General features: G+C 76.1%; 28 protein-coding genes. 18 read left to right on the top strand and 10 right to left on the bottom strand.

Annotation, left to right across the window (positions count from 1 at the left end):
- Positions 1–1,470 (bottom strand): MocR-like pyridoxine biosynthesis transcription factor PdxR, encoded by a 1,470-nt coding sequence (gene pdxR, locus ACI79R_RS20525; RefSeq protein ID WP_456575521.1) that lies wholly within the window; start codon positions 1,468–1,470, stop codon positions 1–3.
- Positions 1,471–1,570: 100 nt separating this feature from the next.
- On the opposite strand from pdxR, the gene pdxS reads away from it, so the two are divergent.
- From pdxS to ACI79R_RS20500, 5 genes are all read left to right on the top strand, one after another.
- Positions 1,571–2,473: a pyridoxal 5'-phosphate synthase lyase subunit PdxS gene (gene pdxS / locus ACI79R_RS20520; protein WP_456575520.1), complete on the top strand. Its 903-nt coding sequence runs from the start codon at positions 1,571–1,573 to the stop codon at positions 2,471–2,473.
- Positions 2,470–3,117, top strand: coding sequence for a pyridoxal 5'-phosphate synthase glutaminase subunit PdxT (gene pdxT, locus ACI79R_RS20515; protein WP_456575519.1), 648 nt, complete (start codon positions 2,470–2,472; stop codon positions 3,115–3,117). Before pdxS ends, pdxT begins: the two co-directional genes overlap by 4 nt.
- Before the next feature lie 80 nt (positions 3,118–3,197).
- Positions 3,198–4,736 (top strand): DUF222 domain-containing protein, encoded by a 1,539-nt coding sequence (locus ACI79R_RS20510; RefSeq protein WP_456575518.1) that lies wholly within the window; start codon positions 3,198–3,200, stop codon positions 4,734–4,736.
- Between the two features lie 87 nt (positions 4,737–4,823).
- Positions 4,824–5,867, top strand: coding sequence for a helix-turn-helix domain-containing protein (locus ACI79R_RS20505; protein ID WP_456575517.1), 1,044 nt, complete (start codon positions 4,824–4,826; stop codon positions 5,865–5,867).
- Positions 5,868–5,950: 83 nt separating this feature from the next.
- Positions 5,951–7,120, top strand: a complete 1,170-nt coding sequence (locus tag ACI79R_RS20500; protein WP_456575559.1) for an LLM class flavin-dependent oxidoreductase — start codon at positions 5,951–5,953, stop codon at positions 7,118–7,120.
- Positions 7,121–7,166: 46 nt separating this feature from the next.
- Here the strand turns inward: ACI79R_RS20500 and ACI79R_RS20495 are convergent, their stop codons facing one another.
- Genes ACI79R_RS20495 through ACI79R_RS20480 form a run of 4 tightly spaced genes read right to left on the bottom strand, consistent with a single transcriptional unit; the run spans position 7,167 to position 9,623 of the window.
- Positions 7,167–7,955, bottom strand: a complete 789-nt coding sequence (locus ACI79R_RS20495; RefSeq protein ID WP_456575516.1) for a hypothetical protein — start codon at positions 7,953–7,955, stop codon at positions 7,167–7,169.
- On the bottom strand, positions 7,952–8,887 hold the full coding sequence (locus ACI79R_RS20490; RefSeq protein ID WP_456575515.1) for an ABC transporter ATP-binding protein: 936 nt from the start codon (positions 8,885–8,887) through the stop codon (positions 7,952–7,954). Before ACI79R_RS20490 ends, ACI79R_RS20495 begins: the two co-directional genes overlap by 4 nt.
- Positions 8,884–9,129 carry a helix-turn-helix domain-containing protein gene (locus ACI79R_RS20485; protein ID WP_456575514.1) on the bottom strand — a complete coding sequence of 82 codons (246 nt, stop codon included), beginning with the start codon at positions 9,127–9,129 and terminating at the stop codon, positions 8,884–8,886. Before ACI79R_RS20485 ends, ACI79R_RS20490 begins: the two co-directional genes overlap by 4 nt.
- Positions 9,129–9,623, bottom strand: a complete 495-nt coding sequence (locus ACI79R_RS20480; RefSeq protein ID WP_456575513.1) for a DUF2975 domain-containing protein — start codon at positions 9,621–9,623, stop codon at positions 9,129–9,131. Before ACI79R_RS20480 ends, ACI79R_RS20485 begins: the two co-directional genes overlap by 1 nt.
- A 176-nt stretch (positions 9,624–9,799) precedes the next feature.
- Between ACI79R_RS20480 and ACI79R_RS20475 the strand changes: the two genes are divergently transcribed.
- The 7 genes from ACI79R_RS20475 to dapA all read left to right on the top strand — a co-directional run bounded on the left by ACI79R_RS20475 (position 9,800) and on the right by dapA (position 17,546).
- The gene (locus ACI79R_RS20475; protein ID WP_456575512.1) at positions 9,800–11,026 is read left to right on the top strand and encodes an ROK family transcriptional regulator; all 1,227 of its coding nucleotides are present in this window, start codon (positions 9,800–9,802) and stop codon (positions 11,024–11,026) included.
- Between the two features lie 67 nt (positions 11,027–11,093).
- A complete protein-coding gene (locus ACI79R_RS20470; protein ID WP_456575511.1) occupies positions 11,094–11,855 on the top strand; it encodes an ATP-binding cassette domain-containing protein in 762 nt (253 codons plus the stop codon).
- Positions 11,852–12,928, top strand: coding sequence for an ABC transporter permease (locus ACI79R_RS20465; RefSeq protein ID WP_456575510.1), 1,077 nt, complete (start codon positions 11,852–11,854; stop codon positions 12,926–12,928). Before ACI79R_RS20470 ends, ACI79R_RS20465 begins: the two co-directional genes overlap by 4 nt.
- A 75-nt stretch (positions 12,929–13,003) precedes the next feature.
- Entirely contained in the window at positions 13,004–13,969 is a 966-nt protein-coding gene (locus tag ACI79R_RS20460; RefSeq protein WP_456575509.1) for a sugar ABC transporter substrate-binding protein, read from the top strand.
- A gap of 16 nt (positions 13,970–13,985) precedes the next feature.
- Complete coding sequence (locus ACI79R_RS20455) at positions 13,986–14,888, top strand: cyclase family protein (RefSeq protein ID WP_456575508.1); 903 nt, start codon at positions 13,986–13,988, stop codon at positions 14,886–14,888.
- A 79-nt stretch (positions 14,889–14,967) separates the two neighbouring features.
- Complete coding sequence (locus ACI79R_RS20450; protein ID WP_456575507.1) at positions 14,968–16,611, top strand: glycoside hydrolase family 3 protein; 1,644 nt, start codon at positions 14,968–14,970, stop codon at positions 16,609–16,611.
- A gap of 35 nt (positions 16,612–16,646) precedes the next feature.
- Positions 16,647–17,546 carry a 4-hydroxy-tetrahydrodipicolinate synthase gene (gene dapA, locus ACI79R_RS20445; protein WP_456575506.1) on the top strand — a complete coding sequence of 300 codons (900 nt, stop codon included), beginning with the start codon at positions 16,647–16,649 and terminating at the stop codon, positions 17,544–17,546.
- Positions 17,547–17,606: 60 nt separating this feature from the next.
- On the opposite strand, the gene ACI79R_RS20440 is transcribed toward dapA, so the two are convergent.
- The gene (locus ACI79R_RS20440) at positions 17,607–17,879 is read right to left on the bottom strand and encodes a hypothetical protein (protein WP_456575505.1); all 273 of its coding nucleotides are present in this window, start codon (positions 17,877–17,879) and stop codon (positions 17,607–17,609) included.
- A 243-nt stretch (positions 17,880–18,122) separates the two neighbouring features.
- Between ACI79R_RS20440 and ACI79R_RS20435 the strand changes: the two genes are divergently transcribed.
- Together ACI79R_RS20435 and ACI79R_RS20430 are read left to right on the top strand one after the other, a co-directional pair.
- On the top strand, positions 18,123–18,326 hold the full coding sequence (locus tag ACI79R_RS20435; RefSeq protein WP_012948038.1) for a cold-shock protein: 204 nt from the start codon (positions 18,123–18,125) through the stop codon (positions 18,324–18,326).
- Positions 18,327–18,461: 135 nt separating this feature from the next.
- Positions 18,462–18,698 (top strand): hypothetical protein, encoded by a 237-nt coding sequence (locus ACI79R_RS20430; RefSeq protein ID WP_456575504.1) that lies wholly within the window; start codon positions 18,462–18,464, stop codon positions 18,696–18,698.
- Between the two features lie 24 nt (positions 18,699–18,722).
- Here ACI79R_RS20430 and ACI79R_RS20425 read toward each other — a convergent pair whose 3' ends face one another.
- Positions 18,723–19,184, bottom strand: a complete 462-nt coding sequence (locus ACI79R_RS20425) for a hypothetical protein (RefSeq protein WP_456575503.1) — start codon at positions 19,182–19,184, stop codon at positions 18,723–18,725.
- A gap of 68 nt (positions 19,185–19,252) precedes the next feature.
- Positions 19,253–19,891 carry a hypothetical protein gene (locus tag ACI79R_RS20420; RefSeq protein ID WP_456575502.1) on the bottom strand — a complete coding sequence of 213 codons (639 nt, stop codon included), beginning with the start codon at positions 19,889–19,891 and terminating at the stop codon, positions 19,253–19,255.
- Between the two features lie 177 nt (positions 19,892–20,068).
- Here ACI79R_RS20420 and ACI79R_RS20415 point away from each other — a divergent pair, with 177 nt between their 5' ends.
- The 4 genes from ACI79R_RS20415 to msrB (ACI79R_RS20400) are packed head-to-tail and all read left to right on the top strand — an operon-like array spanning position 20,069 to position 23,808.
- Positions 20,069–22,207, top strand: a complete 2,139-nt coding sequence (locus ACI79R_RS20415) for a histidine kinase (protein ID WP_456575501.1) — start codon at positions 20,069–20,071, stop codon at positions 22,205–22,207.
- Positions 22,197–22,856 (top strand): response regulator, encoded by a 660-nt coding sequence (locus tag ACI79R_RS20410; protein ID WP_456575500.1) that lies wholly within the window; start codon positions 22,197–22,199, stop codon positions 22,854–22,856. Before ACI79R_RS20415 ends, ACI79R_RS20410 begins: the two co-directional genes overlap by 11 nt.
- A 53-nt stretch (positions 22,857–22,909) precedes the next feature.
- A complete protein-coding gene (gene msrB, locus ACI79R_RS20405; protein WP_456575499.1) occupies positions 22,910–23,332 on the top strand; it encodes a peptide-methionine (R)-S-oxide reductase MsrB in 423 nt (140 codons plus the stop codon).
- Positions 23,333–23,391: 59 nt separating this feature from the next.
- The gene (msrB, locus tag ACI79R_RS20400) at positions 23,392–23,808 is read left to right on the top strand and encodes a peptide-methionine (R)-S-oxide reductase MsrB (RefSeq protein ID WP_456575498.1); all 417 of its coding nucleotides are present in this window, start codon (positions 23,392–23,394) and stop codon (positions 23,806–23,808) included.
- A 44-nt stretch (positions 23,809–23,852) separates the two neighbouring features.
- On the opposite strand, the gene hemQ is transcribed toward msrB (ACI79R_RS20400), so the two are convergent.
- Positions 23,853–24,569 carry a hydrogen peroxide-dependent heme synthase gene (hemQ, locus tag ACI79R_RS20395; RefSeq protein WP_456575497.1) on the bottom strand — a complete coding sequence of 239 codons (717 nt, stop codon included), beginning with the start codon at positions 24,567–24,569 and terminating at the stop codon, positions 23,853–23,855.
- 46 nt (positions 24,570–24,615) lie between these two features.
- On the bottom strand, positions 24,616–25,314 hold the full coding sequence (locus tag ACI79R_RS20390) for a hypothetical protein (RefSeq protein WP_456575496.1): 699 nt from the start codon (positions 25,312–25,314) through the stop codon (positions 24,616–24,618).
- Positions 25,315–25,499: the final 185 nt, after the last annotated feature.

The raw sequence follows: 25,499 nt of genomic DNA, 5'->3' as shown, positions 1-25,499 counted from the left end.
TCACCCGCCCGACGATGCCCGCCCCGGCCCCCGCTCCTCCACGGCCGTGCCGCTGGACGGCACGGCGGCCCGGTCGAGCAGCCCGGCGAGCACGGCGAGCGCCCGCCGCAGCTCGAGGTCGGTCGGGGCGCCGTAGCCGAGCACCAGCCCCGGCGACCGGGGCGGGCCGGCGCAGTAGTCGGCGAGGTCGGCGACGACCACGCCGCGCGCGGCGGCGGCGCGCACCAGCGCCGCGGCGTCGGCCCGCGGCGGCAGGTGCACCACCACGTGCAGCCCGCCGTCGAGGGCGCCGAGGGTGACGTCCGGGCGGTTCCCCAGCGCGGCGACCACCAGGTCCCGGCGGTGCCGGTAGTCCCGCTGCGCCCGCGCGGTGTGGCGGGAGAACCCGCCTCCGGAGAGGAACGTGGCCAGCGCGGCCTGCTGCACGCCCGACACCGGCGTGCCCAGCAGCGCGCGGATCGCGCGCAGGCGCTCCCCCACCTCCCCCCGCAGGGCCATCCAGCCGCAGCGCAGCCAGGGCGTGAGGGTCGTCGACCAGCTCCCGATGAGGACGACGTCGGCGGACGACGGCAGCGAGGCCATCGCCGGCAGCGGCCGGCGGCGGTGGCGGAACTCGCTGTCGTAGTCGTCCTCCAGGACGAGGACCCCCGCGTCGGCCGCCCACCGCAGCAGGTCGACCCGCTCCTGCACCGCCATCCGGCCGCCCAGCGGATACTGGTGCGACGGCGTCAGCAGCACCGCATCGGGCACCGGCGACAGCGCCGCGAGGTCGGCCGCCCGCGCGCCGTCGGCGTCCACCGGCAGCGGCTGGACGCGGGCGCCGGCGGCGGCGAGCACCCGCCGGGCGGTCGGGTAGCTCGGGTCCTCCACGACGATCCGGGGCCGGCCCCCGGGCCCGCCCAGCGCGAGGGCCACCAGCGTCAGCGCCTCCCCGGCGCCGGCCGTCACGACCACCTCGTCCGGGGCCGCCTCGACCCCGCGCACCCGGCGCAGGTACACCGTGACCGCCTCCCGCAGCGCGGGCAGCCCGAGGGGGTCGGGCGCGCCCGGCGGCAGCGGGCCGGCGACCGCCCGGCGCCAGGCCGACCGCCACTCCGCGTCGTCCAGCAGCCGGGTGGCCGGCCGGCCGGGCGTCAGGTCCACCACCGGCGGGACGTCCGGGCGCTCGGCCGCGGGCGGCGGGCCGGCCGGCGGGCGGGGAGCCGCCGGATCGGGGCGCACGGCCACGACGGTGCCGCCGCCGCGCCGTCCGGTCGCGAAGCCCTCGCCCACCAGCTGCTCGTAGGCGGTGACCACCACCCCGCGGGACACCCCCAGGTCGGCGGCCAGCGCCCGGGTCGAGGGCAGCGTGTCGCCGGGACCGAGCGCGCCGTCGAGCACCGCGGTCCGGACGGCCGCGGCGATCTGCACGCTCAGCGGCGTGCCTCCCGACCGGTCCAGCCGGACGAAGAGGTCGCTGGCGTAGGCCATTTGGTCCTCCCGGGTCCGGCTCGTTTGGACTCCTGTCCGGACCAAAGGATGGCGCAGGGTGGTCGCGGCCCGACGCCCCACTCCCCCGAAGGACCCCGTGATGAGCACCGACACCGCTGTCCCCGCCACCGGCACCGACCTCGTCAAGCGCGGCATGGCCGAGCAGCTGAAGGGCGGCGTGATCATGGACGTGGTCACCCCGGAGCAGGCCCGCATCGCCGAGGACGCCGGCGCCGTCGCGGTCATGGCGCTGGAGCGGGTGCCGGCCGACATCCGGGCGCACGGGGGCATCGCGCGCATGAGCGACCCCGACATGGTGCAGGGGATCATCGACGCGGTCTCCATCCCGGTGATGGCCAAGGCCCGCATCGGGCACGTCGTCGAGGCGCAGGTGCTGCAGAGCCTGGGCGTCGACTTCGTCGACGAGTCCGAGGTGCTCACGCCGGCCGACGAGGCGCACCACATCGACAAGCGCGCGTTCACCGTCCCCTTCGTCTGCGGCGCCACCGACCTGGGCGAGGCGCTGCGCCGGATCGCCGAGGGCGCGGCGATGATCCGCTCCAAGGGCGAGGCCGGCACCGGCAACGTGGTCGAGGCCGTGCGGCACATGCGCGCCATCCGCGCCGGCATCCGCGGTCTGGCCGGCCTCGACGAGAGCGAGCTGTTCGCCGCGGCCAAGGAACTGCGCGCGCCGCACTCCCTCGTCGCCGAGGTCGCCCGCACCGGCCGGCTGCCGGTCGTGCTGTTCACCGCCGGCGGCATCGCCACCCCGGCCGACGCCGCGCTCATGGTGCAGCTGGGTGCGGAGGGCGTGTTCGTGGGCTCGGGCATCTTCCGCTCCGGCGACCCCGCCCAGCGGGCCGCGGCGATCGTGCAGGCCACCACGTTCGCCGACGACCCCGAGGTCATCGCGAAGGTGTCCCGCGGGCTCGGCGAGGCGATGGTCGGCATCGACGTGACCGCGCTGCCCGAGTCGCAGCGCTTCGCCACCCGCGGCTGGTGAGCACGCCGACGATCGGCGTCCTGGCGCTGCAGGGCGACGTCCGGGAGCACGCGGCCGCGCTGAACGCCGCGGGCGCCGAGGCGGTGCCGGTCCGGCGGCCGGCCGAGCTGACCGCCGTCGACGGCCTGGTCCTCCCCGGCGGCGAGTCCACGACGATCGGGAAGCTCGCCGCGCGCTGCGGCCTGATGGCGCCGCTGCGCGCGGCCGTCGCCGCGGGCCTGCCGGTCTACGGCTCCTGCGCGGGGATGGTGCTGCTCGCCGACCGGCTGCTCGACGGCGCCGCGGGCCAGCAGACGATCGGCGGGCTCGACGTCACCGTCCGCCGCAACGCGTTCGGCCGGCAGGTCGACTCGTCGGAGTCGACGGTCCTGCTGGACGGCGAGCCGGTGCCGGCGGTCCTCATCCGGGCGCCCTGGGTCGAGGACGCCGGACCGGGCGTCCAGGTGCTCGGCCGGGTCTCCGGCGGGCCGGCCGACGGACGCGTCGTCGCCGTGCGGCAGGGCGACCTCGTCGCGACGAGCTTCCACCCGGAGTTGACCGGCGACCTCCGGGTGCACCGGCTGTTCGTGGAGGTGGTGCGCCGGCGCGGCACGCGGTGGCGTCCCGTTCCTCCACAGGCCGATCGGGTGTCCACACCCCGCTGAGCTGGGCGTTCCTGTCGTACCCGTCGGGCATCATCGATCACGGGTTCGAGGGGTTCGGGGTCGGGTTGACCGTGGCGCAGGTGCTGCCTGCCGCCGCGTGCCCGCCACTGCTCGCGGGGCAGCGGCCGGCGCGGTTGTCCGACGTGCTGCCTCCGGAGACGCGTACCGATGTGGAGCTGGCCGTGGAGCTGGAGCGGGTGCAGCAGTTGCGGTCGCGGCTGGCCGGTTACGAGGTGGGGCTGGTGGCGGAGCTGGCTGCGCGTCGGCCGGTGGACGACGACCCGGCCCCGAACACTCCGGGTGCGGCGTCTCCGGGCTGGGCCGGTGATCCGGCGCCGGGTGCGGTGAGCGAGTTCTTCCCCGACGAGCTGGCGTTGATCCTGAACGTGTCGCGGACCGAGGCCAGCAAGCTGCTGGCGGTCGTCCTCGACCTGCGCCACCGGCTGACCGCCACCTGGACGGCGCTAGCCGACGGCGAACTCGACTGGCCCCGCGCCCGCGCCATCGCCCAGGAACTCGGGGTCGAGAAGGCCGGCCAGACCTCCCCGGATGTCGTGCGGGCGGTGGAGGCGCTGGTGCTGCCGCAGGCGATGGAGCTGTCGATCAGCGGGGTGCGGGCAGCGGTGCAGCGCGAGCTGCAACGGCTGGACCAGCAGGCCGCCGACCGGCGCCGTGAACAGGCGAGGAGGGCCGCCGACGCCGTCCAGCGTCCGCTGCCCGACGGCATGGCGCGCTACGAGATCACCGGCACCGCCGAGCAGATCGCCGCGATGCGGGCGACGGTCGACCAGTTGGCCCACGCCGCCAAGGCCGACGGGGACGACCGCCCCATCGGCGTGCTGCGGGTGGCGGCGCTGCACGCCCTGATCACCCGGCCCTGGGACGACTCGCGTCCGCCGGTCACGGCGCACATCACGGTGCTCGCCCCACTGCCGGCGCTGCAGGCTGCCGGTTCAGCGGGCGCGGGCGGCTCGGTGGGTGCGGTCGACGGCCAGCCGATCACCGCCGCCCACCTGCGGCAGGTGCTCGAGCAGCTCGACGCGCTGTGCCCCGGCGGGCTGCAGGCGCCCGAGGGCGGGAGCCTGGACATCGGCCTGGTCGACCCCGGCACCGGCGAACTGCGCGCCACCCTCACCCGCGCCGAGCTCGACCGCCTGGCCCGCCGCGGCTGCCCCGACCACCCCGACATCGCCTCTCAGGGAGCCGACTGCGGCTGCCCGGTGCTCGACCGGCCGGCCCCCGTCGACGGCTACCGGCCACCGAACCCCACCGACCGGTTCGTGCGTACCCGCGACCAGCACTGCCGCATGCCCGGCTGCCACAAGCGGGCCGGCTGGGCCGACCGGGACCACGTCATCCCGCACGCCTCCGGCGGCGCCACCGCCTGCGACAACCTCTGCTGCCTCTGCCGCCGCCACCACCGGCTCAAGACCCACGCCCGCGGCTGGCGCTTCAACATGAGCCCCGACGGAGAAATCACCGTCACCACCCCCAGCGGCATCACCCGGGTGACCCGGCCACCCGGGCCCGACTGGTTCCCCGGCCCCGCACCACCCGGGCTCCCCGACCGCGCGACCGACCCGGCGATCGCCGGTCCCGACGCACCACCGCCGTTCTGAGGGGGCGGGTGGCATGTCCAGAAATCGCACACCCCACCGCCATGTGAGCCACCTCATACTCGACTCGGTCGAGCCGGGGAGGTGCGCGTGTCGGCAGTCGACGCCTGGGAGGCGTTCCAGCGCGGCGAGGAGCCCGTCGGGGTCCGCGCCGAGGTGCTCGCCTCCTGGCGCCGGTCCCGGTGGAACCAGGTCGACCCGGGGCTCGACGTCCCCCCGGTCGAGGACGCCGACGACGACTCCCCGTTCGTCCGCACGGCCGCGCCGGTCCTGCTCCGCATGGCCGACCTGCTCGCCGACAGCCGGACCTGCCTGGCGCTCACCGACCGCACCGGCCACGTGGTGTGGCGGTGGGTGTCCGACCGGCAGCTCAGCGCCGAGATCGACCGGTCGGGCCTGCGGTTCGCCGCCGCCTTCGACGAGCAGCAGGTGGGCACCTGCGGCATCGGCTCCGCGCTGGCGACCGGCCGGCTGGCCACGGTCGTCGGCGCTGAGCACTTCGTGGCGTCGTTCCAGCGGTGGGCGTGCGTGGCCGCGCCCGTCGTCTGCCCGGTGACCGGGCGCACCGTGGGCGCGGTCAACGTGACCTCCCGTGCCTCCGACGCCGGCCCCTTCCTGCAGGTCGCCGCCCGGTCCCTGACCGACCAGGTGCGGTCGGCGCTGGCGGAGGCGGCGACCGCCGGCGAGCACCGGCTGCTGCAGGCCTTCCTGCGAGCCCGCCGGCGGACGACGGCGCCGGTCGTCGCGCTCACCGCGGACCTGCTGATGGCCGACGGCGCGGCGGCCGAGCTGGGCCTGGACCACGCCGACACCTGGGCACGGGTCGTCGCGGCCGGCGCCGGCGCCACCGTCGTCGCGCTGGCCGGGGGTGTGGTCGCCGACGTCCTGCCCCTCGACGACGGCCCGCGCGACGGCGCCGTCCTCGCCCTCCGCTGCACCGCGCCGGCCGGGCCGGAGCCCGCGCCGGCGACGCCGGCGAGCCGGCTCACCCGGCTCGAGCAGGTGGAGTCCGACGCCATCGCCGCCGCGCTCGCCGAGTGCGGTGGCAACAAGTCCGCGGCCGCCGCCCGGCTCGGCATCTCCCGCGGCACCCTCTACCAGAAGCTGCGGCGCTACCGGCCGCTCACGGTGTAGAGGCCCCGAGCCCGCAGCCGGCCCCGGCTGCGTCCGTCCCCTGGTCCACCGTCGCACCCGGAGGGAAGCCACCCGTGAGCACCATGCGCTTCGGCCTGTTCATGCCGCCGTTCAACAGCCCGCCCACGCAGAACCCGACCACCTCGCTGCAGCGCGACATCGAGACCATCCAGCTGCTGGACCAGCTGGGCTACGACGAGGTCTGGGTCGGCGAGCACCACTCGGCGGCCACCGAGATCATCGCCGACCCGCTCACCTTCCTGGCCCACGTCGGGCCGCTCACCCGGAACATCAAGCTGGGCACCGGCGTGGTCTCGCTGCCGTACCACAACCCGCTGTGGGTGGCCGACCGCGCGATCCTCGTCGACCACCTGCTGCGCGGCCGGCTGATGGTCGGCGTCGGGCCGGGGTCGCTGCCCACCGACGCGGCGATGATCGGCCTGGAGCCGGCTCAGCTGCGCCCGGCGCTGCACGAGGACCTCGACGTCCTCATCCGGCTGCTGACCAGCGAGGAACCGGTGACGATCGAGACCGACCGCTACCGGCTGGTCGAGGCGCGGTGCCAGCTCGCGCCCTACCAGTACCCGTGCTTCGAGATGGCCGTCGCGGCCACCGCCTCCCCCACCGGCCCCCGGCTGGCCGGCAAGTACGGCCTCGGGATGCTGTCGGTGGGCGCTACGACCAAGGAGGGCTTCGACGTCCTCGGCCACCACTGGAGCGTGCTGGAGGCGGAGTCCGCCGCGGCCGGCCGGACCGCCGACCGCTCCCGGTGGCGGCTGATGGGTCCCATGCACATCGCCGAGACGCGGGACCAGGCCGTCGAGGACATCCGCTACGGCTTCGACGCCTTCGTCGAGTACACGCAGAAGACCCTCGCCCTGCCGCCGGTCCGCATCCCCGGCGACACCTTCGACGAGCGGCTGGCCTGGCTCGACGACAGCGGGTGGGGCGTGATCGGCACACCCGACGACGCGATCGCCCAGATCCAGCGGCTGGTCGACCAGTCCGACGGCGGGTTCGGCTGCTACATCCTGCTGCAGCACGACTGGGCCAACTGGCAGGCCACCCAGCGCAGCTTCGAGCTGTTCGCCCGCCACGTGATCCCCGCCTTCCAGCCCTCGCAGCGGCGGCTGCTGGCGGCGGAGTCGTGGGCGCGCAGCAAGCACGCCGAGCTCGACGCGAAGAACGGCGCCGCCATCCAGGCGGCGGCCGACCGCTACGCGCAGGAGAAGGCGACGGCCGGCCAGTCGTGAGCCGCGCCCCGGGCCGGGCGGCCGTCCGCCCGGCCCGGGAGCCCGCTCACCGGTTGGCGTCGCTGCGCGCGAGCCGCTGCCAGCCGAGCAGCGAGACGCCCCCGGCCCAGGCGAGCAGCACCACGACCGACGACGTCCGGGTCATGCCCGGCACCTCGCCGAGGAGGAGGTGGGCGGCACCGGACCCGGGCAGCACCTCGGCGACCGCGGCGGTCCAGGAATAGCCGAACTGCGGCAGCATCAGCGGGAGCAGGAGCATCAGCAGGACGACGGTGACCAGCGCGCCCGCCGTGCTCCGCAGCAGCAGGCCGAGCCCGGCCGCGAGGACGGCGCCCGCCGCGAGCACCAGGGCGACGGTGCCGAGCACCCGCCCGGCCTCCGCGGCGGGCAGCGGCAGGGTCGTGCCCGACGCCAGGTGCGCCGCGACGGCGGACGCCAGGGCGAGGAGCACCCCGAGCGCCGTTCCCGCGCCGGTGGCGACGGCCACCCGGGCCAGGACGAGGACGCCGCGGCGCGGGGTCCACTGCAGCGTCGGGACGATGCCGCCCGTGGCGTGGTCGGCGGTGACCGCGGTGACGACCAGCGCCAGGAGCGCGAACTGGACCGGCAGGGCGGCGAACGCACCCGCCGCCCAGGCCGGGTCGCCCGGTCCGGCGCCCTGCTCCGAGGCGGCCTCCGCGCCGGCGAGCGCGCCGATGCCGATCCACCCCACCGCCGCCGCGGCCAGGAACCACCAGGAGGTGCGCACCGACCACAGCCGTGCCCACTCGGCGCCGCAGGTGCGGGCGAGCACCCGCCCGGGCGAGGTGGGCCGGCTGCCCGTCGCGGCGGTCACCGGGCACCCTCCGTCGCCGGCTCGGCGGGCTCGCGCCGGCCGTGGTCCAGGCTGTCGCCGGTCAGCGAGAGGTAGGCGTCCTCCAGGGACTGCGCCTCGTCGGAGAGGTGCCGCAGCGCGATGCCGGCGGCCGCGGCGACCGCACCGACGTCCTCGGCGGTGCCGCCCTCGACCTCCAGGTCGTCCGCCTCGGCCCGCCGGACCGCGAGGCCGCGCTCCGCCAACCGGGCGGACAGCTCGGCCGCGCGGCCGGCGCGCACCAGCACCCGGCGGGCGCCCAGCCCCCGCAGGATCTCCTCCGTGGTCGCGTCCGCGATCAGCCGGCCCCGGCCGATGACGACCAGCCGGTCGGCGATCTGCTGCATCTCGCCGAGCAGGTGGCTGGAGACCAGCACGGTGCGCCCCTCGTCGGCCAGCCGCCGCAGCAGCCCGCGGATCCAGCGCACGCCGTCGAGGTCGAGCCCGTTGACCGGCTCGTCGAACAGCAGCACCCCGGGGTCACCCAGCAGCGCCGCGGCGATGCCCAGCCGCTGGCGCATGCCCAGGGAGTAGCCGCGGATGCGGCGGCGGGCGGCCGCGCCCAGGCCCACCTCCTCGATGACCTGCTCCACCCGGCGCCGCGGGATGCCGTTGGTGCGGGCGGCGATGCGCAGGTGCGCGCGGCCGGTCCGGCCGGGATGGACCGCACCCGGGTCCAGCAGCGCGCCGACCTCGCGCAGCGGCTCGGCGAAGGCGGTGATCGGCCGCCCGTTCACCCGGGCGGTGCCGGCGGTCGGCCGGTCCAGGCCCAGCACCATCCGCATCGTCGTGGACTTGCCGGCGCCGTTGGGCCCGAGGAATCCGGTCACCGCGCCCGGCGCCACGACGAAGGACAGCCCGTCGACGGCCCGCACCTCGCCGTAGTGCTTGCTGAGCTCGCGGACCTCGATCACGAGGTGACCTCGTGCGCCGGCCGGGCCGCCGGCGCGTCGTCCGGCACCCACTCCAGCAGGTCACCGGGCTGGCAGTCGAGCACGCGGCACATGGCCTCGAGCGTGCTGAACCGGACGGCCTTGGCCCGGCCGTTCTTGAGCACCGCCACGTTCGCCGGCGTGAGCCCGACCCGCTCGGCGAACTCCCCGACGCTCATCTTGCGGCGGGCCAGTTCGACGTCGATCCGCACGACGATCGGCATCAGATGACCGCCGCCATGTCCGCCTGCAGCGAGGTGGCCTGCCGCAGCAGGGCCCGGAGCACGACGATGAGCAGGCCCAGCACGGCGCCGACCAGCAGCGAGAGCAGCAGCAGGGCCGGGAGCACCGGGTCGTCGCTGACCTCGTCGACGATGAAGTAGTAGGAGCAGACGAAGACGCCGAGCAGCATGACCCAGCCGGCCGCGACCGCGCGCACGATCGCGTTGACCCACGGCAGCGAGCTCGGGCTGAAGATCCGGTCCTGGGTGACGAGGGTCAGCAGCGCCCAGGTGCACACGACGACGGCCTGCACGCAGACCAGCGCGAGCACGGCCGCCGCGGCCATGACCAGCCGCACGACCTCGCGCTCGAGCGTGGGCTCGGCGAGGTGCGGGAGCACCTCCGGTACCCCCCACACCTGAGCGGCGAGCAGGGCCGCGACCACGACCACCAGCAGGACCCGGAGGGGGAGCACCACGCGGCGCAGGGACGTCATGCATCGACTCTCGGGTGGGATCTATCGAAAGTCAATAGAGCGTCACCGCATGTCGCGTGCCGGCGCCCTACCGGCGCATCCACCGACCGGCCAAGAATTGGACGGTTAACGCTCGTTCGACGAAAGGACCTGCCAATCCGTTGACGGTCGAAGTGGCCGGTGCCACAGTTCCCGGCGTGATCACCGGAGTGCGGAGCAGCGCCTCGCCGGACGGCGGCTCGCAGACCGCGCTCCGCCAGGCGAACGAGCGGCGCGTGCTGGAGGCGCTGCAGTCCGCCGGCGCGATGAGCCAGGCGACGCTCGCCCGGGCGACCGGGCTGTCCCGGCAGACGGTGAACAACGTCGTCCGCGCGCTCACCGCCGCCGGCGACGTCGAGGTGACCGCCGGCGCGAACGGCCGGGAGACCCAGGTCAGCCTGCGCGCGACCGTCGGGGCCGTGATCGGGGTCGACCTGGGCTACCAGACGGCGCGGGCCGCGCTGGTGGAGTTCCCCGGCGGGCGTCGCACCGACCGCCAGGTCGGCCTGAGCGCGGCCCGCGAGGCCGCCTCGGACGACGTCGACGCGATCGTCGGTCTGGTCGAGGAGCTGATGGCGGTCCGCGGGGCGACGACCGAGGACGTCCTCGGCCTGGGCCTGAGCATCCCCCAGCCCTACGACGCGCGGACCCGGCGGATCGCCCCGACCCCGCTGATGCCCGGCTGGGCGGCCGAGCCGCTCGTCCAGGTCCTCACCGAGCGCCTGGGCATCGAGGTGGTGGCCGACAACGACGCCAACGCCGCGGCCGTCGCCGAGGCGAAGTGGGGCGCGGGACGCGACTGCCCCGACCTCGTGTACGTCATGGCCGCGTACGGCCTGGGCGCCGGGATCATCTCCGACGGCCGGCTGTTCCGCGGGGGCACCGGCATGGCCGGCGAGATCGGGCACGTCACCATCGACGACCGCGGCCCGGTCTGCACCTGCGGCAAGCGCGGCGACCTCAGCTCCCTGGCCTCCGGGCGCGCGCTGGTCGGCCAGATGCGTGCCCTCGGTGACACGTCGACCACCCTCGACGGGCTCATCGCCGGAGCCCGGTCCGGCGAGGTCTTCGCCAGCCGGCTGATCGCCGACGCCGGCCGGTACATCGGGATGGCCCTCGCCCACGTCGTCGGCATCCTCGGCCCCAGCCGGGTGGTGCTCGGCGGGCCGCTCGCCGCCGCGGGCGGCGTGCTCAGCGATCCGATCGAGGCCGCGCTCGGGGACATGGTGATCAGCCCGATGAGCGGCCGCACCGAGCTCGTCCGCTCGCCCCTGGACGCCGATGCCGCACTGCTCGGCGCCATCGCCCTCGTCGTCGAGGCGCAGGGCATCGGCACCGAGGCGCTGCCCTCGTGGGCCCGCCCCGCCGGAGTCGTCCCCGCCTGAGTCCCCCTCCAGCTCCGCGCCTCCCCACCGGACCCGCACCGCGGGCCCACCGTCAGAAGGGACGCTCATGACCAGCACGGTCATCGGCTGCCGCCACGTCGCCAAGCAGTTCGGCCACGTGCAGGCCCTGCGCGACGCGACCGTCACCGTCGCCCCCGGCGAGGTCGTCGCGCTCGTCGGGGACAACGGCGCCGGGAAGTCCACCCTGCTCAAGACCCTGCTCGGGATCCACCGGCCCGACACCGGCGAGGTCGTCATCCGCGACGAGCCGGTGACCCTGACCGGGGTCCGCGACGCCCAGCGCCGGGGCGTCGACGCGGTGCACCAGGACCTCGCCCTGGCTCCGGACCTCTCCGTCGTCGACAACATGTTCCTCGGCCACGAGCAGCTGCGCGGCGGCATCCGCGGCCGGCTCGGCGTCCTGGCGCGGCGGGAGATGGCCGACCGGGCGACCGAGGCCCTGCGGGAGCTGTCCATCCGGCTGCCCTCCCTGACCGTGCCGATCCGCGAGCTCTCCGGCGGTCAGCGGCAGGCGGTGGCGGTGGCGCGCGCGGTCATGTGGTCGGAGACCGCCGTGCTCATGGACGAGCCGACCGCCGCACTCGGCGCCCGCCAGTCGGAGATCGTCTGCGAGCTCATGCGGACCGTCGCCGCCCGGGGGCTGGGTGTCCTCGTCGTCTCCCACGACCTGCCGCGCATCCTGCGGGCGGCCGACACGGTCACCGTGCTGTGGCGGGGTGAGACCGCGCTGCGGGCGCCGGCCGCCGACCTCACCGTGCCCGACCTGGTCGCCACCATGGTCGGCTACCGGCCCGGAGCCGCCGCGTGAGCGCCGCCGCCGTGCACGGGGCGACGACCGGCACGGACGCGACGCCGCCGGTCGACGACCGCGCCCTCCGCCCCGCCTCGCTGGCCGGCACGCTGCTGCGGTCGCGGGCGACCTGGGTGCTGGCGCTCGACGTCGTGCTCGTCGTCGTCTTCACGCTGGTGTCGGAGGACCACGTCTTCTTCACGCCGGCCAACGGGCGCTCGCTCCTGCTCGGGATGACGCAGGCACTCCTGCTGGCCCTCGGCCTCGCCATGATGCTCGGCGCCGGCGTCTTCGACCTGTCGCTGGGCGCCAACCTGGTGCTCAGCTCGGTCGTCGGCGCCCTGGTGGCCCGGCAGTTCATGGACCCGGCGACGCTCGGGTACGCCAGCCCGTGGACGGCGATCACCCTGAGCCTGCTCGCCTGCGTGCTGACCGGCATCGCCTTCGGCGTGGTGAACGGGCTGCTCATCGCGGTCGCCGACGTCAACTCGCTGATCGCGACGCTGGCCACCCTGGGCATCGGGACGGGCGTCGCCCTGCTGCTCAGCGGCGGGGCCGACGTGGCGGGTATGCCGTTCGAGGCCCAGGACGCCATCGGGCTGGCCACGGTCGCCGGCATCCCGGTGCCCGCGCTGGTCGCCATCGTCCTGGCCGTCCTGCTGTGGGCGGTGGTCCGCTACACCCGCTTCGGCATGCGGACCCAGGCCATCGGGTCCTCCCGGGCGGCCGCCGAGCGGGCCGGCATCCGGGTGCGCCGGCACTACGTCGCCCTGACCTCCCTGGCCGGGGCCCTGGCCGGGCTGGCCGGGTTCGTCGACCTCAGCCGCTTCGGCTCGACCGCGCTCGCCGGCCACGCCAACGACTCCCTCGCGGCGGTGACCGCCGTGGTCATCGGCGGCACGCTCCTGGCCGGCGGCTACATCTCCATCGTCGGGGCGGTGTGGGGCGCGGCGCTGGCCGTGATCCTCCAGGCCGGTCTGGTCATCACCGGCGTCCCCTCGTTCTGGCAGCTCATCGTCGTCGGCGTCGTGCTCCTGCTCGCCGTCGTCATCGACCGCATCACCAGCAAGCGGCGCGCGGCCAGGCACTGACCGGCGCATCCCCCCTCCCCCACCGAAGGACCATCCATGAGAAGAACACGGCTGACGTCTGCCCTCCTCGGGGGCGTGGCGACCGCGCTGGTGGTGACCGGCTGCTCCTCCGGCTCGGAGAACAGCGGCGACGACGGCGGGTCCGGCGACGGCGCCATCGCGCTGGCCGGGGTGCTGGCCAACACCTCGGACCCGTTCTGGGCCAGCATCGCCTGCGGAGCGCAGGAGGAGGCCGAGGCGCGGGGTGTGGAGCTGGACCTCTACACGAGCACGTCGATCGACGACAACCAGACGGCCAGCAACTTCCAGACGGCCACGCTCAAGGAGCCCGACGGCATCTTCGCCAACCCGTTCAACGGCAACCAGTTCGTCGCGCAGTACCGGACGCTGATGCAGTCGGGCGTGCCCGTCGTGACCGCGACCGGCACGGAGCCGCGCACGGAGTACCAGGTGGTCTTCAGCGACGCCGACACCGCGGGCTTCGCCGAGGAGGTGCTGGCCACCGTCCCCGAGGGCGCCGGCAGCATGGTCTACATGGGCGGCGCGCCCGGCATCCCGCCGCTGGAGGCCCGCACGACCCCGCTGCTGGAGGCGATCGCCGAGGCGCGTCCGGACCTCACCCGGCTCGAGGACGAGTTCAGCGGCTTCGACATCAACAAGGCGACGACGGACGCCTCCTCGCTGATCATCGCCAACCCGGACCTGCGCCTGATCGTGGCGGCGGCCGGTCCCGACGCCGTGGGCGCCGCCGCGGCCATCGAGCAGGCCGGCAAGGCCGGCCAGATCACGCTCATCGCCTTCGACGCCATCCCGCCGGAGGTCGAGGCGCTGCGCCGCGGGACGATCACCGTCCTCATCGCGCAGAACCCCTTCGAGATCGGCCGGCAGCAGGTCGGGGCCCTCGTGGACTACCTCGAGGACGCCGACGGCGGCCCGGTGCCGACGACCGCCGAGCCGATCGGCATCCCGCAGCGGGTGCTCACGGCCGAGACCGTCGACGACCCCGAGAACGCCGACTACGTCTACCGGGCCGAGTGCTGAGGACGGCGAGCCGGACGTGCTGAGCGAGCAGGAGTTCAGGGCCCTCGTCGCCGCGGTCGACCGCACCGGCCGGTGGCCGGGCGACCCGCGGCGAGGAGCCCTGGGCTTCCTGTCCCGGGAGGCGACCCTCCGCGGCCTGGCGACGGTGACGGAGGGGCGGGTGGTGAGCTGCGCCGACCGCGCCGCGGCGCAGCGCGCGCTCGGCGCCGGCGACGGCGGCCCGGCGATCACCACCTCCGTGGACGCCGCGCACGACTGGCTGGCCGTCAACGAGGTGGTCCGGTACCGGCACCACGGTGCCGACGCCATGACGCACCTGGACTCGCTCGGTCACTTCTTCTACGGCGGCCGGGGGTTCGGGGGGACCACGCCCGACGTGGTGGCCGGGGACGGCGTCGGCGCCAACGACGTCCGGCCGGCCGCGGACGGCGTCGTCGGGCGCGGCGTGCTGCTGGACCTGCCCCGCCTGGTCGGGGAGCCGCACCTCCCGGCCGACCGGCTGGTGACGCTGCCGGAGGTGCAGGCGTGGCTGGCCGCGACCGGGACCGAGGTCCGCTCCGGCGACCTGCTGTTCATCCGGACCGGCCGCCCGCACTCACCGCCGGTGCCGCCGGGCGCCTTTCCGCAGGTCGGCACGCTCGACCTGGGCTGCGCCCGCTGGGTGCACGACCAGGAGTTCGCCCTCGTCCTGACCGACGCGGGCCTGGACTCCCCCACGCCGCTGGTGCAGGACGTCGCCACGCCCTGGCACGTGCTCACGCTGGTCGCCCTGGGCCTGTTCCTGGTCGACGGCGCCGACTTCGAGGAGCTGTCCGCGTCGTGCGCCGAGTCCGGGCGGACGACGTTCCTCGCGGTGCTCGCCGCCCTGCCGCTGCCCGGCGCCACCGCCTCCCCGGTCAACCCGCTCGCGGTGCTCTGACCCACCGCCCGCACCGCCGCACCTCGACCCGACAGAGCACAGGAGTTCCCTCCATGTCCCCCGCTTGCGACGCCCGCTGATGGCACCCCTCCCGCCCCTCGACGCCGCCCGCAGCGCCGCGGTGGACCGGCTGGTCGCCTCCCTCGACCTGCCCGCCAAGATCGGCCAGCTCTCCTGCGCCTACCTGACCGATCCCGACACCGAGCACGTGCTGGCCGGCTGGCGGAAGGCCGACTACGCGCCGGGTGGCGTGCTGCTGCTGGCCCGCGACGGGGCCAAGACTCGGGCGGACGTCGCCCTGGCCCAGGAGTGGTCCTCCGTGCCGCTGCTGGTGGCCGCCAACCTGGAGGAGGGCGCCGGCGTCGTCGGGACCGACGACGACGCCTACGCCAACCCCCTGCAGGTCGGGGCCACGGGCGATCCGGCGCAGGCCGGCCGGCTCGGGCTGGCCTGCGGCAGCATCGGCCGCGACCTCGGCGTCAACTGGGCCTTCGCCCCGGTGGTGGACCTCAGCCTCAACCCGCAGAACCCGATCATCCGGACGCGGACCTTCGGCCGGGACCCGCGGCTGGTGGCCGCGATGGGTGCGGCCTACGTCTCCGCCGTCCAGTCCTGCGGCGTGGCCGCCTCCCTCAAGCACTGGCCGGGCGACGGCGTCGACGGGCGCGACCAGCACCTGGTCACCACGGACAACACCCTGGACCTGGACACCTGGCGGAGCACCTTCGGCGCGGTGTACCGGGCGGGCATCGACGCCGGCGCGCTGACCGTGATGGCCGGCCACATCCGGCTGCCCGCGGTGTCCGGCGCCCCGGCGGCCGCCGCGGGGGGCGCCGACCTGCCCGCCACGCTCTCCCCCGCCCTGCTGGACGGCCTGCTCCGCGGCGAGCTGGGCTTCGACGGGCTCGTCGTGTCCGACAACACCGCGATGGCCGGCTACTCCACCGTCATGGCCCGCGAGCAGGCGCTGCCCGCGTCGCTCAACGCCGGCTGCGACATGCTGCTCGGCGCCTTCGACCCGCTGGAGGACCAGGCGATCGTGCTGCGCGCGGTCGAGCGGGGCGAGGTGCCCGTGGCGCGGATCGACGAGGCGCTGCGTCGGGTGCTGACCGTCAAGGCCCGCCTCGGGCTGCTCGACGGGACCGCCCCGCCGGTGCCGGAGGTGCCCCGCGCCGACATCCGCGCCTGGCGCCGGGAGTGCGCCGAGCGGGCCGTCACCCTGGTGCACGACCGGGCCGGTCACCTGCCGCTGTCGGCCGGGCGGCACCCGCGGGTCCTGGTCTACGTGCTCGGGGACCAGCCGACCTTCTACGACCCCACCGGCGGCCACGCGGACCGGTTCACGGCGGGGCTGGCCGCCCGCGGCATGACGGTCACGACGCGCCGGGTGCCCGGGGAGGGCCGCTCGATCCGGGCCGAGCGGGAGGTCCAGCGGGCGCACGACCTCGTCGTCTACTTCGCCGACGTGCGGTTCGCCGGCAACTCCAACGACTACCGGATCTCGTGGTCGCACCCGCAGGCACCGGAGGTCCCGCGGCACGTGGACGTCCCCACGGTCATGGTCTCGATCGCCGACCCCTACCACCTGCGCGACGTGCCCTCCGTCGGCACGTTCGTCAACGCCTACTCGCCGACGGCGCACACCGTGGACGCGGTGCTCGCCGCCCTCTTCGGGGACATCCCCTTCCAGGGCACCAGCCCGGTGGACGCCTGGACGCTCTGACCGGCGGCGGGGAGCGCCTGGGTAGGTTCCCGCCCGTGCCCGGTCCCGACCCCCGCCGCCCCTTCGGTGCCCTGCTGACCGCGATGGTCACCCCGATGACCGACGACGGCGCCGTCGACCTCGACGCGGCCGCGGCCCTCGCCGTCCACCTGGTGGAGCACGGGCACGACGGCCTGGTGGTCAGCGGCACCACCGGCGAGGCGCCCACGACCAGCGACCGGGAGAAGGCCGACCTGGTGCGCGCGGTGGCCGGCGCCGTGGGCGGCCGCGCCGCCGTCCTCGCCGGCGCGGGGTCCAACGACACCGCGCACGCCGTCGCCATGGCCCGGGCGGCGGCCGACGCGGGGGCGACCGGGCTGCTGGCGGTCACGCCCTACTACTCCCGCCCCTCGCAGGACGGCGTCGTCGCCCACCTCACCGCCGTCGCCGACGCCACCGACCTGCCGGTGATGCTCTACGACGTGCCGGCGCGCACCGGCGTCCGGCTGGCCCGGCCGTCCTACGAGCGGCTGGCCGGGCACCCGCAGGTGGTGGCCGTCAAGGACGCCACGGGCGATCTCGCCGCGGCGACCCGGCTGATCGCCGGCACGGGGCTGGCCTGGTACAGCGGGGACGACGACCTCCTGCTGCCCTTCCTCGCCGTCGGCGCCGTCGGGCTGGTCAGCATGGCCGGGCACCTGGTGGGCGACCGGCTCGCCGAGGTCATCGCGCTCGCCGGTGCCGGCGATGCCGCCGCCGCGCGGGAGGCGTTCCGGTCGGTGCTGCCGGTGGTCGACGTCATCAGCGGCTCCGGCAACGGCGCGCTGCGCTCGAAGACGGCGCTGGCCCTGCTCGGGCTGGTCCCGGGGCGGGCCATGCGGCTGCCGCAGGTGCCGGCCGGCGAGGCGGAGGTCGCGGAGGTGCGGGCCGCGCTCACCGCCGCCGGCCTGCTCTGACCGGAGTGCCCGACCGGAGTGCCACGGCGCGGAGAACGCGTCCCTGGCACTCCGGTGGGGTCAGGCGGCGAGCAGCGCCGCGGCGCGGGCGCCCAACCGGTGGGCGTAGACCGCCGAGCGGCGGTCGCGGCCGATGGTCCACGCGGTGAGGACGGCGTCGACCTCCGCCTGCCGCGACGCCGGCTCCTGCCGGCCGACCCGCGGCGCGACGACCTCCACCACGGGGTGGATCTCGGTCAGCCGGTTGTCGAGGTCGCCGTCCTCCAGGTCCTCCACGTCGACCAGCGCCAGCAGGTCCTCGTCGGCGGTCAGCAGTGCGGTGGCGGTCTCCATGACGGCTCCTCGGGTCGGTGTCCAGCGGCCGGTTCCTCCGGCACGGACGACGATCCCGGGCGCACCGCAACCAGCACTCCGAGAATCCGCAGGATCGGCGCAAGAACCGATCTCGGGATCCCGCACCCGCAGCGCCGCAGCCAGGGGCGGACATCCGGGGTCCGAGCCGCTAAGGTCATCCGCGTCGGGAAGGCCCTGCGCTATGGCAGGACCCCGATGCACGACCTCAGCTAGGAGCGAGCAATGCCCGAAGGAACAGTGAAGTGGTTCAACGCGGAGAAGGGGTTCGGCTTCGCCACCCCTGACGGCGGTGGGCCGGACGTGTTCGTCCACTACTCGGCCATCCAGACCAGCGGGTACCGCTCGCTCGACGAGGGCCAGCGGATCTCGTTCGACATCGAGCAGGGCCAGAAGGGCCCGCAGGCGGCGAACGTCAACCCGCTCTGATCCTCTGATCAGTCGCACCACCCCCGTCCGGGTCTCCCGGGCGGGGGTGGTGTCGTTCCGGGGCCGGGATCGGCGGCGGTGTCAGCGGCCGCGTTCGGGGAACACCCCGGGGACGACGCGATCCGGGGAGGCACCGTGGCGGTCTGCGAGGTCTGCGGCAACGACTACGACATGAGCTTCGAGGTGATCGCCGCCGGGGCGCGGCACACCTTCGACAGCTTCGAGTGCGCCATCCACCGCATGGCCCCGCGGTGCGAGCACTGCGGCTGCACGGTGATCGGCCACGGCGTCGTCGTCGACGGGCACTTCTACTGCTGCGCGCACTGCGCGCGGCACGAGCACGAGGGCGCCGGGGTCAGCGACTCCGCCTGAGCGCGCCGCCCGGCCGGGCGCCCCTCAGCGGGCCCTCGGCACATACCCGCCGATCAGCGCGGACATCAGCAGCGCGCCCGAGTCCGGCCCGACCGCCTGCGCGGCGTCGGACAGCGCCTGCCAGCGCTCGCGCTCCACGTCGGTGGGCGCGTTCGCCGCGCGGGCGGCGAGCTGCTCGAGCAGCCGCTCCCACTCCCCCTGCGGCGTGGGCCAGAGGCCGGCCAGCCGGCGGGCCTCCGCGGTGATGCCGGTGATCCGCACGATCTCCCCGGCATAGTTGGTGAGCGCCGCGACGTACCCGGTGTCGACCAGCGCGCGCACCGCGGCCACCACCTGCGGCTTGGGCAGCCCGCTGGCCGGTACGACCTGCCCGAGGTAGGGGTTGCCGCCGTACTCGGGGCCGTCGACCAGCCGGGCGATCGCCCGCAGCACCGGCAGGTCGCGGGTGAACCACACGTCGGGCAGCGGCTGGTCGGGCGGCGTCACGACGAGCAGTCTCCCCCAGCGCCCGGCTGCGCCCCGGCCGGGGAGCGGCCGGGGCGCCGGGCCGGAGCTCAGCCGCGGGTGAGGTCGGGGCGCAGGGCCAGCACCAGGCCGAGGCAGGCGTAGCCCGCGAGCAGGTGGCCGGCGGCCACGGCCGGGGCGATCGCCGGCAGCAGCGCGGCGGTGGGCACGCACACCGGCGCCCAGCTCTCGGCGCCCAGCGGCCAGAACCGGGCGGCGCCCCGCCAGCGGCCGGCGATCGCGATGCGGATGCCGATCGCGAACATGCCCAGCATCGAGACCGGCCAGAACGCGTCCAGCGCCAGCGCGACGGGGTGCTCGTCCCACGCCGGGACGGCGATCGTCTGCACCGTCGAGAGCATCGCCAGGCCGAGCAGCACGTGCTCGGCGTGCAGGAACCCGCGGGCCAGCCGCCCGGTGCCGGTGGCCCGGGTGCGGAGCTGCACGGCGACCAGCGCCACCAGGCCGACCTGGAACAGCAGCGTCGAGGCGTGGTAGATCGTCAGGCGCACGCCGTCCACGTCGCCCAGGCCGAAGGCCATGATGCAGCCGGCCCAGGCGGCCGAGCCCACGGCGGTGGCGACGCCGGCGGCGCGGACGGCGCCGGTGCGCGGCCCGGCCGGGGGAACCGCGGGCGGTGCGGACGGCGCGTCGGTGCGGGCGGGAACGGGGGTGGTGGTCAGCGACATCGGGTCCTCCGGAACGGTCGGCGGTGCCCGGTGCACCGCCCTGGTGCCACCGTCGGCGGGGCGCGTCCCGGGCTCCCAGGGCCGGGGACCCCCGATCCGGTCACGTTCCCCGTCCCGGGGGATCCGGGACAGCTGCCTCCTGTCGCACGGGACGCGCGGTCGGCGAGGATCTGCCGCGTGCCCGTGTCCGCCGACCCCGCCGCGCTCCCGGCCGCGCCTGCGGCCGCCGCGCTCCCACCGGCACCGCCGTCGCGCCGGCGGCGGTGGGGCCTGCTCGCCGGGTGGGTGGTGGCGCTGGTCAGCGGCGGCAGCACGCTGGCCGCCGCCGTCCTCGACGTCCTCACCCCGGCCGCGGTGCGCGAGGAGGCCGTGGCGACGGCCGGCTGGGTCATCGGCCTGCCCGGCCTGCTGCTGGCCGTCCCCGCCGGGCTGCTGCTGACCCGGCTCCCCCGGCATCCGGTCTCCTGGGTGGTGGCCGGCAACGCGCTGGTCTGGGGCCTGGACGGGCTGGCCCAGTCGTGGCTGGTCTTCGCCCTGCGCGGCGAGGAGGCGCTGCCCGGCGCGACGCCGGCGTTCTGGTTCGTCTCGCGCTTCGGCGCCTGGCTGCTGATCGGCCTGCCGCTGCTGCTGTTCGTCTACCCCGACGGGCGGCTGCCCGGTGGCCGCTGGCGGGTGGTGGCGGTGCTGAGCCTGGCGGCGTCGTCGATGCTGCCGCTGCTGCTCATGGTCGCGCCCGCCGAGCTGCTCGACGCCGGCGCCGGCAGCACCACCCCTGCGTTCTACGACCGCGTCGACCTCGACCCCACGAGCCTGCCGCTGCCGGCCGGCCTGGTGCTGCCGCTGCGGTCGGTCGCCTTCCCCGCCGCCGTCCTCGGCGTGCTGGTGCCGCTGGCCGCCGTCGTCGCCCGGTTCCGCCGGGCCTCCGGCGAGCGGCGCCTCCAGCTGCGCTGGCTGCTGTGGGCCGGCGTGGCCGACGTGCTGGTCGCGCTCGCCACGCTGGTGGTGCCCGGCGACCTGAGCTCGCTGGCGTTCGGCATCGCCGTCGGCCTCACCGCCGCCGCCGTCACGATCGGCCTGCTCCGCCCGCGGCTGGTCGACATCGACCACCTGCTGGGCGGCACGCTGGTCTACGGCGGGCTCGCCGTCGCCGTCGTCCTGCTGGACCTCGCGGTCGTCGCCGGTGCCGGGGCGCTGCTCGGCGACCGGCTCGGCGACCGCGACGCCACCCTGCTGGCGCTGCTGGTCGTCACCGCGCTGTATGTGCCGCTGCGCGCGCAGGCGTGGCGGCTGGTGCGCCGCTGGGTGCTGGGCGAGCGCGAGGACCCCTACCGCGTCGTCGCCGGGCTGGCCGAGCGGCTGGAGCGCTCGGAGGACGTCGAGGACCAGCTGCGCGCGGTGACCGCGGCGGTGGCCGAGGCCTTCCGCTCCCCCTACGTCGGCGTGGAGATCGAGTCCGGACCCGGTCAGCGGATGACCGCCGAGTCCGGCCGGCGCCCCGCGGCCGTGCAGCGCCTGCCGATCACCTACCGCGGCGCGGAGGTCGGCGTGCTGCTCCTGCCCAGCGACGGCGTGCGGGCCCAGCTGCGCACCCGCGACGAGCGGCTGCTGGCCGACGTCGTGCGGCAGGCGGCCGCCGCCGCGAGGGCCAGCGCCCTCACCGCCGAGCTGCAGCGCAGCCGCGAACGGCTGGTGACCGCCCGCGAGGAGGAGCGCCGCCGGCTGCGCCGCGACCTGCACGACGGGCTGGGCCCGTCGCTGGGTGCGGTCGTGCTGCGCATCGACACCGCGCGCAACCTCGCGGCCGACCGCCCCGACGAGGCCGACCGGGTGCTGCGCCAGGCGCGCACCGAGGTGGCCACCGCGCTGGCCGACGTCCGCCGGCTGGTGCACGACCTGCGCCCCCCGGCCCTCGACGACGTCGGGCTGGCCGGCGCGGTGCAGCAGCAGGCGCAGCGGGTGCTGCCGCCGGAGGTCACGGTGACCGTGGCCGCGGCCGACGCGGTGGCCGGCCTGCCCGCCGCGGTCGAGGTGGCCGCCTACCGGATCGCGTCCGAGGCGCTGACCAACGTGGCCCGGCACGCCCGGGCCACGCGGGTCCGGGTGTCGCTGGACTGCGACGGCGACGGCGCGCTGGTGGTGACCGTCGCCGACGACGGCGTCGGCATCGACCCGGCCGCCCCGGCCGGGGTGGGGCTGATCTCGCTGCGCGAGCGGGCCGCCGAGCTCGGCGGGTCCAGCTCGGTGACCTGCCCGCCGGAGGGCGGGACCGTGGTGCAGGCCGTGCTGCCTGCGGAGGGAGACCGACGTGACGACTGATCCCGACGAGCCGCTGCGGGTGCTGGTGGTCGACGACCACCCGGTCTACCGCGACGGGCTGGCGGTGCTGCTGGGCTCGGTGCCCGGGCTCGCCGTCGTGGGCACCGCCGCCGACGGCGCCACCGCCGTGGCGCTGGCCCGGGAGGAGCAGCCCGACGTCGTCGTCATGGACGTGCAGATGCCGGTCATGGACGGCATCGAGGCCACCCGCCGGATCACCACCGAGTCGCCGTCCGTCGGCATCGTGGTGCTCACCATGAGCGAGGACGACGGCACCGTGTTCGCCGCCGTCCGCGCCGGCGCCCGCGGCTACCTGCTCAAGGGCGCCGACCAGGAGGAGGTGGTCCGCGCGATCACCACCGTCGCGAGCGGCGGCGCGGTCTTCGGCGCGGCCCTGGCCCGCCGGATCGCCGAGTTCTTCGCCGCCGGGCCCAGCGGGCCCGAGACCGCCTTCCCGCAGCTGACCGCGCGCGAGCGGGAGGTGCTCGACCTGGTGGCCGCCGGCCGGTCCAACGCCCAGATCGCCGCCACCCTGTACCTGTCGCCGAAGACCGTGCGCAACAACGTCTCCAACGTGCTGGCCAAGCTCCAGGTGACCGACCGGGCGCAGGCGATCGTCCGGGCCCGCGAGGCGGGTCTGGGCCGGTAGGGGCCGCGTCCGGAGCGCCCCTGCCGGTGGCGCCGCGGCCGTACCGTGGGGTCATGACGACGTCCGCAGAGCAGCAGCCGAAGGTCACGAGGTCGGACGCGGAGTGGCGCGCCCAGCTCTCCCCCGAGGAGTACGCGGTGCTCCGCCAGGCGGGCACGGAGCGGCCGTGGACCGGCGAGTACGTCGACACGAAGACCGTCGGCGTCTACGCCTGCCGGGCCTGCGGCGCGGAGCTGTTCCGCTCCGAGGCCAAGTTCGACAGCCACTGCGGGTGGCCGTCGTTCTACGAGCCGAGCGGCGAGGACAACGTGGTGCTCCGCACCGACCGCAGCCACGGGATGATCCGCACCGAGGTGCTCTGCGGCACCTGCCACAGCCACCTCGGGCACGTCTTCGACGACGCGCCGCAGACCCCGACCGGCGACCGGTACTGCATCAACTCGGTCAGCATCACGCTGCAGCCCGCCGAGGGCTGACCGGCGCGTCGGCCCGCGGCCTCCCCGCCCGCCCGGGGAGGCCGCCCTACGGTGCCCCCGTGCTCCCCGACGAGGACGACGACCCGGTCGTCAGTCGCACCGACGACGAGTGGCGGGCGCTGCTGACCGCCCGCGAGTTCGCGGTCCTGCGCCGCGGCGGCACCGAGCGCCCCTGGTCGGGCGCCTACGTCGACACCAAGGTCGGTGGCGCCTACCTGTGCCGCGGCTGCGACACCGAGGTCTTCCGCTCCCGGACGAAGTTCGAGTCGACGTCGGGCTGGGCGTCGTTCTACGCGCCCAGCAGCGCCGGCAACGTGCAGCTGCGGCCCGACCTCACCGGGAAGTTCCCGCGGATCGCCGTCCGCTGCGCGACCTGCCACGGCCACCTCGGGCACGTGTACGACGACGCGCCGCAGACGCCCACCGGCGACCGCTACAGCATCAACTCGGCCAGCGTCCGCTTCGTGCCGGGCTGAGGCGGAGGGCAGGAGCGCAGGAAACCTGCGCTCCCGCCCTCCGCTCACGGCAGGTCGTTGACCAGCTCGGCGATCGGCTTCCGGACGCCGGTGTAGAACGGCACCTCCTCGCGCACGTGCCGCCGCGCCTCCGAGGCGCGCAGCTCGCGCATGAGGTCGACGATCCGGTGCAGCTCGTCGGCCTCGAAGGCGAGCATCCACTCGTAGTCGCCGAGGGCGAACGAGGCGACCGTGTTGGCGCGGACGTCGGCGTACCCGCGGGCCATCCGGCCGTGCTCGGCGAGCATCGCCCGGCGCTCCTCGTCGGGCAGCAGGTACCACTCGTAGGACCGCACGAACGGGTAGACGCAGACGTAGCGGCGCGGCTCCTCGTCGGCCAGGAACGCCGGGATGTGGCTGCGGTTGAACTCGGCGGGCCGGTGCAGCGCCATCTGCGACCAGACCGGCTCCAGGTGGCGGCCGAGGGTGGTGCGGCGCAGCCGGGAGTAGGCCTCCTGCAGCGCCTCCGGCGTGGACGCGTGCCACCACACCATGAGGTCGGCGTCGGCGCGCAGGCCGGCGACGTCGTACACCCCGCGGACGACGACGTCCTTGCCGGCGAGCTCCTCGATCAGGGCGCCGACCTCGTCGGCGGCCGGGCCGCGCTGGTCGTCGCCCAGCGGCCGGGCCAGCTTGAACACCGACCACATCGTGTAGCGGATGGTCGCGTTCAGCTCGTTGGCCCGCTTGCCGACGCTCCGGTGCTCGGTCTGCTCGCTCATGCCCCCATTGTCGCGCGCGCCCCGGGCGCCCCCGGAGTGGGAGTGCTCACCCGCGGGGCACGACGACCAGCCGCGGCCGCCCGGTGCCCGAGCGCCCCGGCAGGCACGCCACCGCGGCCAGCAGCAGCGCGACGCCGTCCTCGACGAGGGCGGCCCGCGTGGCGGGGATCCGCGCGGCGGCCCAGCGCCGCCAGCCGATCCCGCCGAAGGCGCCGACGGCCGCACCGGCGGCCGCGGCCAGCACCGGCACCGCCCCGTTGGCGCCGTCCCGGCCGGCCAGCCGGCCGGCGCCGACGGCGGCTCCGAGGAAGCGCGCCCCCAGCGCCGGCGGATCGGTGCGGTCGGGGGTGGCCGGGTTCTTGTCGGCCACCAGCTCGCCGGCGACCGCGGCGAGCGACACCAGCCGGCGCAGCGGCGGCACGGCGCCGGCCGGCGCGCTGAGCGTCGGCCCGGACAGCCCGAGCGAGCTGCGCGCGCCGGACGCGACGCCGAGCGCCGCCGACCGCAGCGCGAGCCCGGCACCGGCGGGCGCCCGCGGGGTGCGCCGCTCCCGCTCGGTCGGCACCGCCTCGAGCACGGCCTGGACGGCCGCGCCGTAGGCGAGGTGCGGCACGGCGTCGGCGGCCCAGTCCGCCGCCGTCCAGGTGCGCGGATCGGTGACGCCGAGGGCGGCGGCGGTGCCGTCGCTCGCCGCCATCGCGGCCGCGCCGGTGAGCACGGCGCCCACCGGGCGGGAGAAGCGCACGCCCGCCGAGCGGAGGCCGCTGGCGACGACCCCGAGGCCGACCCCCGTGCCGATGCCGCTGAGCGCCCCGAGCGCGGTGGGGGGGGGGGGGGGGGGGGGGGGGGGGGGGGGGGGGGGGGGGGGGGGGGGGGGGGGGGGGGGGGGGGGGGGGGGGGGGGGGGGGCGCGGGGGGCGGCGGGCGCCGC

It is taken from the genome of Blastococcus sp. SYSU D00820 (assembly GCF_054050695.1).
Note: the sequence above shows the minus strand (reverse complement) of the source record. Positions and strands in the feature narration are given on the sequence as shown.

Coding starts and splice junctions, on each gene's coding strand:
- ACI79R_RS20440 (WP_456575505.1), bottom strand. CDS start 17,879: ATGGAGACCGCCACCGCACTGCTGACCGCCGACGAGGACCTGCTGGCG.
- pdxR (WP_456575521.1), bottom strand. CDS start 1,470: ATGGCCTACGCCAGCGACCTCTTCGTCCGGCTGGACCGGTCGGGAGGC.
- ACI79R_RS20485 (WP_456575514.1), bottom strand. CDS start 9,129: ATGCCGATCGTCGTGCGGATCGACGTCGAACTGGCCCGCCGCAAGATG.
- ACI79R_RS20450 (WP_456575507.1), top strand. CDS start 14,968: ATGGCACCCCTCCCGCCCCTCGACGCCGCCCGCAGCGCCGCGGTGGAC.
- msrB (WP_456575499.1), top strand. CDS start 22,910: ATGACGACGTCCGCAGAGCAGCAGCCGAAGGTCACGAGGTCGGACGCG.
- ACI79R_RS20480 (WP_456575513.1), bottom strand. CDS start 9,623: ATGACGTCCCTGCGCCGCGTGGTGCTCCCCCTCCGGGTCCTGCTGGTG.
- ACI79R_RS20470 (WP_456575511.1), top strand. CDS start 11,094: ATGACCAGCACGGTCATCGGCTGCCGCCACGTCGCCAAGCAGTTCGGC.
- ACI79R_RS20420 (WP_456575502.1), bottom strand. CDS start 19,891: ATGTCGCTGACCACCACCCCCGTTCCCGCCCGCACCGACGCGCCGTCC.
- ACI79R_RS20500 (WP_456575559.1), top strand. CDS start 5,951: ATGCGCTTCGGCCTGTTCATGCCGCCGTTCAACAGCCCGCCCACGCAG.
- ACI79R_RS20435 (WP_012948038.1), top strand. CDS start 18,123: ATGCCCGAAGGAACAGTGAAGTGGTTCAACGCGGAGAAGGGGTTCGGC.
- hemQ (WP_456575497.1), bottom strand. CDS start 24,569: ATGAGCGAGCAGACCGAGCACCGGAGCGTCGGCAAGCGGGCCAACGAG.
- pdxS (WP_456575520.1), top strand. CDS start 1,571: ATGAGCACCGACACCGCTGTCCCCGCCACCGGCACCGACCTCGTCAAG.